Here is a 9,451-nt window from a genome sequence, read left to right as displayed (position 1 = left end):
AGGCCGCCGGATTAGCGGTCTCAGGACGTGGAGACCTCGCCGTCGGGCGGTCTGTGAAGCGTCAACCACCCCGGCCACGAGCGCGGCAGCATGCCGCGTCAGCGGCACGGGGAATCCCGGTCCTTTAGCGCCGGGAGGAAGTCAAGTGCTTGTACAGGTAGACGGCCGTCTTCTTGAGCTGGGCCGTGGTGGCCTTGCCCGTGCGGTACTTCTCGGCGATGCCGATGGCCGTCTTCAGCGTGGTGCTGCCGTGGACCTTGGCGGAGGTGTTGTACACGCCGTGCGAGTAGTTCAGGCAGGCGGCCAGCAGCTCACGGTCGAGCAGCGCCTTGGCGCTCTTGCTCTTCGGCGCGTGCAGCTTGTACGCCTTGGTCAGCGAACCGGCGGAGACCACATCTGGATATGTCGGTTATCCGACTTTGGTGTGCCATTTCCTGAGCTGCGCCGACGTCGACTTCGGGCTCAGCCGCGCCTTCTCCGCCGCCCCCACCGTCGCCTTGAACGTCGAGGTCCCCGCGAAGGCCGAAGCGGAGTCGTAGGCGCCGGACGCCCAGTTCAGCCATGCGGCGAGCAGCGCGCCGTCCAGCCGTGCCCGGTCTCCCACGGACGCCTTGAGCACCCGGTAGGCCCGGCCCAGCGACGACGCCTTGGTGACCTCCGGGAACACCTTGCTCGCCTTCTGCACCAGTTTGAGGTAGCAGTTCAGCGTCTCGTCGGGGATCTCGCCCTTGCCCCGGGTGATCTCCACGGCCCACTGCGCGGTGGTCAGCGCGTTGCTCGCCGTACCCCTCGTGCACACGGACGCGGGAGCGGCGGGCGGGGCCACTGTGACGGTCACCGTCACGGTGACCGTGGGGAGCGGGATCGGTGTGTGCTGCTGAGTCGGCTGGTCGGTGGGGGGGCTCTCCGGCGCGGGTTCGGGCGCCGGGCCGGGCTCGGCGACCGGGGGCTGCTGGGGGGCGTCGGTCAGCGCCGCGTACACGTCGACGCGCGGCGTGCTCACCTGCGCGCCGCCCGCCTGGTAGGTGACAGGGCGGCCCTTGGCCTTCAGCTTCTCCACCAGGTCAGCGCCGGAGGTGCCGGGGAAGGCCGACTTCAGCAGCGCCAGCGAGCCCGCGACGTGCGGGGCCGCCATGGAGGTGCCGCTGTGCACGGCCGTCTGGTCGTCCGGCACGGACGACTCGACGTCCACCCCCGGCGCGAACAGGTCCAGCAGCGGCCCGCGGTTGGAGAAGTCGGCGATGGCGTCCGCGTCGTCGGTCGCGCCCACGGCGACGGCCGAGGACAGGCAGGCCGGGAACGAGGCGCCCTCCTCCTGCTCGTTGCCGGCCGCCACCACGGTGGGCACGCCCTTGGCCAGCAGATCGTCGATCTTCGGCTTCAGCGAGCGGCCCTCCTCGCTGTCGTCGCAGGAGGTGGCCGACGGCTGGCCGCCCAGGCTGAGGTTCAGCGCGGCGATGGGCTGCGCGGCGGCCAGCGCGGCGACGTGGTCCATGGCCAGCAGCAGCGAGGACTCGAAGGCCAGCAGGCAGGTGGGCTCGCCGCAGGTCTCCGGGTCGTCGACCCGGCTGAAGACCTGCACCGCGATGATGTTCGCGCCGGGCGCCACGCCGCCGTTTCCGGCCGCGATCCCGGCCACGTGGGTGCCGTGCTCGCACAGGTTGACCCCGTCGTGCTGGCAGGCGGGCGTCTCCGCGTCGGCCGCGCCGGCGCCGATCTGGGTGCCCTGCCCGTTCGGGCAGAGCGACTGGACGCCCTGGTCCACGGCGGAGAAGCAGGCTTCGGCGACGATCCGGCCGCCGAAGAACGGGTGGTCGCGGTCGATGCCGGTGTCCAGGATGGCGACCGCCTGGCCCGCGCCCGTTGTACCGGCGGCATGGGCGCGGTCGGCGCCGATCACCTTCACGCTGGAGACGAGCGACGGCGGGTAGGCGCGGTCGCGGCGGATGGAGAGGACGCGCGGGTCGTCGGCCAGCTCGTCCAGCGAGTCGGCGCTCGCCTCCACCACCATGAACGGCTGCGCGGGCGGCTGCAGCACCACCTGCACGTCAGGATCCTCCACCGGCACCGGCGTGGCGACCTCCACGATCGCGCGCACCAGCCCCGTGTCCACCGCCAGCCCCGCCTCAAGCTTGTCCGAGGGCGGATCCTCGGCCTGAGCCGGTACGGCAGGCACTAACACCAGCAGGATCGAGCACACGATCAGCCGTCGAAATCGCACGCTTCCTCCGAGAAGTAATGATCTCGGAGTTTAAGGTGATAAGTCAGTCGCTACCAGAGGGCCGACGCTCCGATTTGAGCCACACCGCACCAAGCGGCGGCACCCTCAGCGTGGTCGAGTACGGCAGGCCGTGCCACGACTCCTTCACCGCCTCGACCCCACCGAGGTTCCCCACCCCGCTCCCCGCGTAGTCATAAGCGTCGGTGTTCAGCGCCTCCTCCCACCGCCCGCCGTACGGCAGGCCGAGCCGGTACTCCTCGTGCGGCCCCCCGCTGAAGTTGACCACGCACGCCAGCGCGGACCCGTCGTCGGCGTACCGCAGGAAGGAGAAGGCGTTGCCCGGGGCGTCGTCGGCGTCGATCCAGCGGAACCCCTCGGGCGTCACGTCCAGCTCCCACAGCGCCGGGGTGTCGCGGTAGATCCGGTTCAGGTCGCGCACCAGTTTCTGCACGCCCTTGTGCCCGTCGAAGTCGAGCACCCACCAGTCGAGCCCGCGCTCCTCCGACCACTCCGAGCCCTGTCCGAACTCCCCGCCCATGAAGAGCAGTTGCTTGCCCGGATGCGCCCACATGAAGGCGTACAGCGCCCGCAGGTTGGCGAAGCGCTGCCATTCGTCGCCCGGCATCTTGCCCAGCAGCGAGCCCTTGCCGTGCACGACCTCGTCATGGGAGAGGGGCAGCACGAAGTTCTCGCTGTAGGCGTACATCAGCGAGAACGTCATCTGATGGTGGTGGTACTGGCGGAAGATCGGTTCGTGTCGGAGGTAGGCGAGGGTGTCGTGCATCCAGCCCATGTTCCATTTGAAGCCGAAGCCGAGCCCGCCCAGATGCACCGGCCGCGACACCCCGGGCCAGGCCGTCGACTCCTCCGCGATCGTCGAGATGCCCGGCGCCTCCCGGTAGCAGACCGCGTTCATCTCCTTCAGGAACTCCACCGCGTCCAGGTTCTCCCGGCCGCCGTAGATGTTCGGCGTCCACTCGCCTTCACGCCTGGAGTAGTCGAGGTACAGCATCGAGGCCACCGCGTCCACCCGCAGGCCGTCGATGTGGAACTCCTTCAGCCAGTACAGCGCGTTGGCGACCAGGAAGTTGCGCACCTCCTTGCGGCCGAAGTCGAACACGTAGGTGCCCCAGTCGGGATGCTCGCCGCGCGCCGGGTCCGCGTGCTCGTACAGCGGGGTGCCGTCGAAGCGGGCCAGCGCCCACTCGTCCATCGGGAAGTGCGCCGGAACCCAGTCGAGCACCACCCCGACGCCCGCCTGGTGCAGCCGGTCCACCAGGTGCCGGAACTCGTCGGGCGAGCCGAACCGCGCCGTCGGCGCGTAGTAGGAGGTGACCTGGTAGCCCCACGACCCGCCGAACGGGTGCTCGGCCACCGGCAGGAACTCCACATGGGTGAACCCCAGGTCGGTGACGTACTCCGCGAGCTGGTCGGCCAGCTCCAGATAGGACAGGCCGGGACGCCACGACCCCAGGTGCACCTCGTAGGTGCTCATCGGCTCCTTCTGCGACAGCCGCATCACCCGCTCGGCCATCCACGGCTCATCCGCCCACGCGTAGTCCGAGCGGTCCACCACCGAGGCCGTCTGCGGCGGCACCTCGGTGCGCCGGGCCATCGGGTCCGCCTTGTCGCGCCACACCCCGTCCGCGCCGAGGATCTGGAACTTGTACCGCATGCCTTCGGCGATGCCGGGCACGAACAGCTCCCACACCCCCGACCTGCCGAGCGAGCGCATCGGATGGCCGACGCCGTCCCAGTGGTTGAAGTCGCCGACGACCCGCACACCGCGCGCGTTGGGTGCCCACACGGCGAACGCGGTGCCGTCCACGTCCTCGTGCCTCATCACCCGTGCGCCCAGCACCTCCCACAACCGCTCGTGCCGCCCCTCGCCGATGAGGTGCAGATCCACCTCACCGAGCGTCGGCCAGTGCCGGTAGGGATCCAGCGTCCGGTACGGCTCCGCGCCGCCGTACAGCACGCTGAGCGTGTAGTCCGGGATCTTGTCCAGGCTCGGGACCGTCGCCTCGAAGACGCCGTGGGCCACGTGTTCCAGATCGACGGACCGATCGTCGAAGAGCACCTGCACGCGCTCGGCCAGCGGGCGCAACACCCGGAAGGTGACCCCGCCGGGCCCTAGATGCGCGCCGAGGATGGAATGCGGATCGTGGTGCGCGCCACCGGCGAGACGGTCGAGCTCGGTCCTCATCGAATCTCCTAGAGCGTGGAGAGTTCCGCCCTGGGGCGGCGTAGGCATCGCGCGTTGTGGGGAGGAGGTCAACGGCATGCTTCCTAACCCTGCCCTACAACGCCACTCGAACCCATGCCCACGTCCGCTTTCACCATGCCCCTCCCGAGGAGATGCACTTTTTGCAGCATTCCGGAAACAAGATTGCCGAACGGATCACGCGTCTGCGGGCTCACGCCAGGGTTAGATCGTCGGGCTCCGTCGCCACCACCCGCTCACTCCCGTCCACCTGCACCAGATAGCCGGACGGCGGCCCCTCAGCCCCCCACAGCGCCCCCACGATCGTCCCCTTGCGCCGCCCCGCCCTCGTCTCCACCCTGGTCCCCGGCGCATGCCCGTCCTCGGCCACCACCAGCAGCGCGTCGAGCACCTGCCCGGCCCCGGTGAACGGGTGCGGGCCGTGCTCGCCGGTGTGCCAGGCGGCCAGGCGGGCGGCGGTGTCGCGGACGCGCGTGCCGGTGTGCCGGAGGGCGGCGGCCAGGGCGGCCGACGCCCGGGGGGGCAGGGCGGGGAGGCGTTCGAGGTCCAGTGCGCCGCGCGCCTTGCGGTCGAGGTCGCCGCAGACGGTGTCGACCGCCGTCTCCTCGCCCATCTCGGCCGCCCAGGCCAGCTCTCCGAGCGACGGCACGAACTCGGGCGCCTCGTGCGCCGCCACCAGGTACGCCAGCGCGAGCGCCTCCTCCAACCCGTCGGCGTTGTAGAGCGGCCCGACGCCCGTCCCCGCCTCCCCCCGGGTCGGGGGAAAGCGCCCGGCCAGGTGCCGGGCCCGCCCGACGGGCAGGTCGGCGGCCCTCCGGGTGTCGGCGACCCGCTCCGCGAGCGTCCACCGGCCCCGCGCCTCGATCAGCGCCCGCCGGTAGGCGTCCCCGTTGTCCGGGTAGACCGTCCGGCCGTGCCGCGCCACCATCCCCACCCGCGCGGGCGTCTCCGAGCGAGGCAGCCACACCCCGAACGACGCCTTCCAGTAGTCGCCCGCCTCCTCGGCCCGGTCTTCGAGCCCGGAGAGGCGGCGAGCCGCGACGGAGTACGGGACGCCTTCACGGGTGGCCAGGGCGCGGATCGCGCGGCGGCGGGCTCGGTCGTGCGTGTTGTCGGCCATGTCGGTCCCCGGGCGAGGCCCACGCACCCGCCGGTCGGGCGGCGCGACAGGCGCCGGAGCAGCGGAGATCGTCGGCGCTGAGTCGGAGCCTCTTGGCCTCATCGCGCGCACCGGCGTGGGCGGCCGCACTGGACACGGGCAGGCGCTCTGCCCTCCCGCCACTCTAACCCGCGTCCGGATCAAGCTCGGGCTCTTCGCTACCGGCGAAGCCTCGTCCAGCCTCCCACCCGTCTCCAAGTCGGCCACAAGCGCGAAGGGATACCTCTGTGCGTGTCGTGACCGTCCGCGAAAACCCTGGAGACCTCCCATGCGCACCGGTGTCCGCGTGCTGATCGGCCTGACGGTCGCCGCCGCCGCACTCAACCTCGCCGGCCCCGCCGCGGCCGACCCCACCACCACCTGGAAGTGGGGCGGCATCCACTCCACCGACGGCTGGGCCACCGCCTGGGGCAAGGTCACCGTCGGCCAGTCCGGTCTCGTCGTGCACGGCAAGCTCGACGACTCCTACGGCAAGGGCTGCTCCTGGGCCCTCATCCGCCACCAGAACGCGCGAAACGGCCGCTGGCGCACGGACGGCTTCTACAACTGCGTCACCGGCACCGGCACCTTCCGCAAGGACGTCGGCGGACCCCTGCAGATCAAGGTCCAGGTCTGCCGCGGCACCGCCAAGCGCCCCGTCAACAAGTGCTCCCGCTGGAAGACCGTCTACACCCAGGGCGGCTGACCCGGTTGACCTCAACCTCGCCGCAGGTGGCGGAGACGGGGCGGCGGGGCTCAGCGGAAGGCGGCCAGGGGGATGGAGACCCAGGTGGGGCGGTTGCGGGCCTCGTAGACGACCTCGTAGACGGCCTTGCTGTACTCCAGGGCCTTGAGCAGGGCCGCGTCCGCGCCGCTGATGTGGCCGCCCGCCTCGGCGTACCCGGTCAGGAAGGACTTGCGGTTGCGTGCGGCCCAGTCGTGGGAGCGGGCCTCCAGGGATTCGGCGTCGGGGTTGTCGGCGAGGAGGTGGCGGGCGGCGTAGTCGAAGGAGCGGAGCATGCCCGCCACGTCCTTCAGCGGGGACGACTGCGCCCGCCGCTCGGGCAGCGGCTGCCCGGGCTCGCCCTCGAAGTCGAGCACGATCCAGTCCACCGGCGTCCGCATGACCTGCCCGAGGTGGTAGTCGCCGTGCACCCGCTGCACGCGCACCTCGCCCGGCAGGCGCTCCACCTGGTGGTAGACCGTCTCGATGGCCTCCCGGTGCTCGGCGAGTTCGGGAACCTCGGCGATGGCCCGCCCGAGGCGCCGCCGGAAGTCCTCGACCATCCGTTTCACCTCGGGCCGTTCCACCACGCCGGTGGGGAACGCTTCGGCGAGTTCCCGGTGGATCTGCGCGGTGGCGGTGCCGAGGCGGTGTGCTTCGGCCGCGAAGTCGCCTCCGGCGTCGGCCGCGGTGAGGTTTCCGGCTTCGGCGGGCGTGCCGTACAGGTCGCGGACGCTGGCGAGGGCGAGGTCCCAGCCGTCGTTGGCGTTGGAGAGGAACTCCTGGGTGATCGCGAGCGTGGTCACGGTGCCGTCGAGGTCGGTCTCGATCCAGCCGTACGGCTGGGCGATGTGCTTGGCGTCGCGGGCGGCCAGCGCGGTGACGATCTCGAGTTCGGGGTTGACCCCGGGGATGAGGCGGCGGAACAGCTTGCAGATGTAGGCGTCGCCGTACACCAGCGAGGTGTTGGACTGCTCGGCGCCGAGCACCAGGCTGCGCAGGGAGGTGTCGATGGTGACGCCGGGGATCCGGCGGAAGCGGATCGGGCCGTGGTCGGTGTCTTCGAGCAGGTGGCCGGTGAGCGACGGGTCGTGCGCGGCGTCGTAGACGTACCACTCGTGGTGGTGCGGGCCGTTCTCGAAGCCGTACGGCCCGCAGGTGCCGATCATGGCGTGTTTGAGCCGGTCGGGCAGTTCCTCGCGCATGCCGAGCAGGAGTTGGTAGCGGTCGACGGAGTGGTTCTGCCGGATGGACAGGATCAGGTGCCGCAGGCCGGGCTCTCCGGCGACGAGGACGACGTCGGATTCGATGGCGAGCGCGTCGAGTGGGCGCCCCTTGCCCGCGAACCAGCGCTGATGGGTGATCCATCGGGCAAGGAGCTCCTCAAGCACGACTTACTCCTCCTGGACGTCCGGGCGGGTCGCCGGTGGCAGGGTGAACCAGTAGAACCCATGCCCAGGAAGCGTCAAAAGATACGGAAGCTCGCCAATCGGTGGGAAAGGTACTCCACCCATCGTCTCGACCGGTGAGACGCCGACGAATCTCCGCAGGTCGAGTTCCACGGGTTGGGGGAAGCGCGAGAGATTGTTCACGCACAGCATGCGATCATCGCCCAGTTCGCGGACGAAGGCGAGGACGCTGGGATTGGACGAGTTGAGTTCGATGAACTCGCCCAGCCCGAACACCGGGTGCCGCTTGCGGATCTCGATCATGCGTTTGGTCCAGTGCAGCAGCGAGCCGCCGTTCTTCTGCTGCGCCTCGACGTTGATCGCCTGGTAGCCGTAGATCGGGTCCATGATCGTCGGCAGGTAGAGGCGGCCGGGGTCGCACTCGGAGAATCCGGCGTTGCGGTCGGGCGTCCACTGCATGGGGGTGCGCACGCCGTCGCGGTCGCCGAGCCAGATGTTGTCGCCCATGCCGATCTCGTCGCCGTAGTAGAGCACCGGCGAGCCCGGCAGCGACAGCAGCAGCGCGGTGAACAGCTCGATCTGGTTGCGGTCGTTCTCCAGCAGGGGCGCGAGGCGCCGGCGGATGCCGACGTTGGCGCGCATGCGCGGGTCCTTGGCGTACTCGGAGTACATGTAGTCGCGCTCTTCGTCGGTCACCATCTCGAGCGTCAGCTCGTCGTGGTTGCGCAGGAAGATGCCCCACTGGCAGTTCTCGGGGATCTTCGGCGTCTGGGCCATGATCTCCGAGATCGGGTAGCGGGACTCCCGTCGCACGGCCATGAAGATGCGCGGCATCAGCGGGAAGTGGAAGGCCATGTGGCACTCGTCGCCGCCGCCCACCGGGTCGCCGAAGTACTCGACCACGTCCGAGGGCCACTGGTTGGCCTCGGCCAGCAGCACCCGGTCGGGGTAGAGGCGGTCCACCTCGGCCCTGACCCGCTTCAGGTACTCGTGGGTCTTCGGCAGGTTCTCGCAGTTGGTGCCGTCCTCCTCGAACAGGTAGGGGATGGCGTCCATGCGGAATCCGTCGATGCCGAGGTCGAGCCAGAAGCGCAGCACTTCGAGCATCGCGTCCTGCACGTCCGGGTTCTCGTAGTTGAGGTCCGGCTGGTGGTGGAAGAAGCGGTGCCAGTAGTACTGCCCCCGGACCGGGTCGTAGGTCCAGTTGGAGGACTCGGTGTCGATGAAGATGATCCGGGCGTCCTTGTAGCGCTGGTCGCTGTCGGACCAGACGTAGAAGTCGCCGAACGGGCCCTCGGGGTCGTGCCGGGAGGCCTGGAACCACGGGTGGGCGTCGCTGGTGTGGTTCATCACCAGGTCGGCGACCACCCGCATGCCGCGCTTGTGCGCCTCGTCGACGAGTTTGACGAAGTCTCCGAGGTCGCCGAACTCCGGGAGGATCTTCATGAAGTCGGCGATGTCATAGCCGCCGTCGCGCAGCGGCGACTCGTACAGCGGCAGCAGCCACAGGCAGTCGACGCCGAGCCACTGGAGGTAGTCCAGCCTGCTGATCAGGCCCTTGATGTCACCGGTGCCGTCGCCGTTGGAGTCGGCGAAGCCACGAATGAGCACCTCGTAGAAGACGGCGCGTTTGTACCACTGGGGGTCGCGGCGCTGCTCGTCGTCGAAGGTGTTCGGGATGGGTGTGGAGCTCACGAAGCCTCCTTCGTGAAGGTGCCTTCACACACGGTTCAGA

Annotated in this window: 7 protein-coding genes; 1 reads left to right on the top strand and 6 read right to left on the bottom strand. The window is 69.9% G+C overall.

Features of this window, described 5'->3' with window-relative positions; translation table 11 throughout:
• Positions 1–124 precede the first annotated feature (124 nt).
• The 4 genes from ABZ911_RS27405 to ABZ911_RS27390 form a co-directional block, all read right to left on the bottom strand.
• On the bottom strand, positions 125–394 hold the full coding sequence (locus ABZ911_RS27405; protein WP_358061723.1) for a hypothetical protein: 270 nt from the start codon (positions 392–394) through the stop codon (positions 125–127).
• A 15-nt stretch (positions 395–409) separates the two neighbouring features.
• Entirely contained in the window at positions 410–2,221 is a 1,812-nt protein-coding gene (locus tag ABZ911_RS27400) for a S8 family serine peptidase (RefSeq protein WP_358061720.1), read from the bottom strand.
• A 43-nt stretch (positions 2,222–2,264) separates the two neighbouring features.
• Positions 2,265–4,427, bottom strand: coding sequence for a 1,4-alpha-glucan branching protein GlgB (gene glgB / locus ABZ911_RS27395; RefSeq protein WP_358061717.1), 2,163 nt, complete (start codon positions 4,425–4,427; stop codon positions 2,265–2,267).
• A 211-nt stretch (positions 4,428–4,638) separates the two neighbouring features.
• The gene (locus ABZ911_RS27390; RefSeq protein WP_358061714.1) at positions 4,639–5,565 is read right to left on the bottom strand and encodes a hypothetical protein; all 927 of its coding nucleotides are present in this window, start codon (positions 5,563–5,565) and stop codon (positions 4,639–4,641) included.
• Between the two features lie 307 nt (positions 5,566–5,872).
• Here ABZ911_RS27390 and ABZ911_RS27385 point away from each other — a divergent pair, with 307 nt between their 5' ends.
• Positions 5,873–6,289: a hypothetical protein gene (locus tag ABZ911_RS27385; protein ID WP_358061711.1), complete on the top strand. Its 417-nt coding sequence runs from the start codon at positions 5,873–5,875 to the stop codon at positions 6,287–6,289.
• Positions 6,290–6,339: 50 nt separating this feature from the next.
• Here the strand turns inward: ABZ911_RS27385 and ABZ911_RS27380 are convergent, their stop codons facing one another.
• On the bottom strand, positions 6,340–7,698 hold the full coding sequence (locus ABZ911_RS27380; RefSeq protein WP_358061708.1) for a phosphotransferase: 1,359 nt from the start codon (positions 7,696–7,698) through the stop codon (positions 6,340–6,342).
• A gap of 3 nt (positions 7,699–7,701) precedes the next feature.
• Positions 7,702–9,411, bottom strand: coding sequence for a maltose alpha-D-glucosyltransferase (gene treS, locus ABZ911_RS27375; RefSeq protein WP_358061705.1), 1,710 nt, complete (start codon positions 9,409–9,411; stop codon positions 7,702–7,704).
• Positions 9,412–9,451 lie beyond the last annotated feature (40 nt).

The organism is Nonomuraea sp. NPDC046570 (genome assembly GCF_040645915.1).
GTDB lineage: Bacteria > Actinomycetota > Actinomycetes > Streptosporangiales > Streptosporangiaceae > Nonomuraea.
This window is presented reverse-complemented; position numbering and strand designations above follow the sequence as displayed.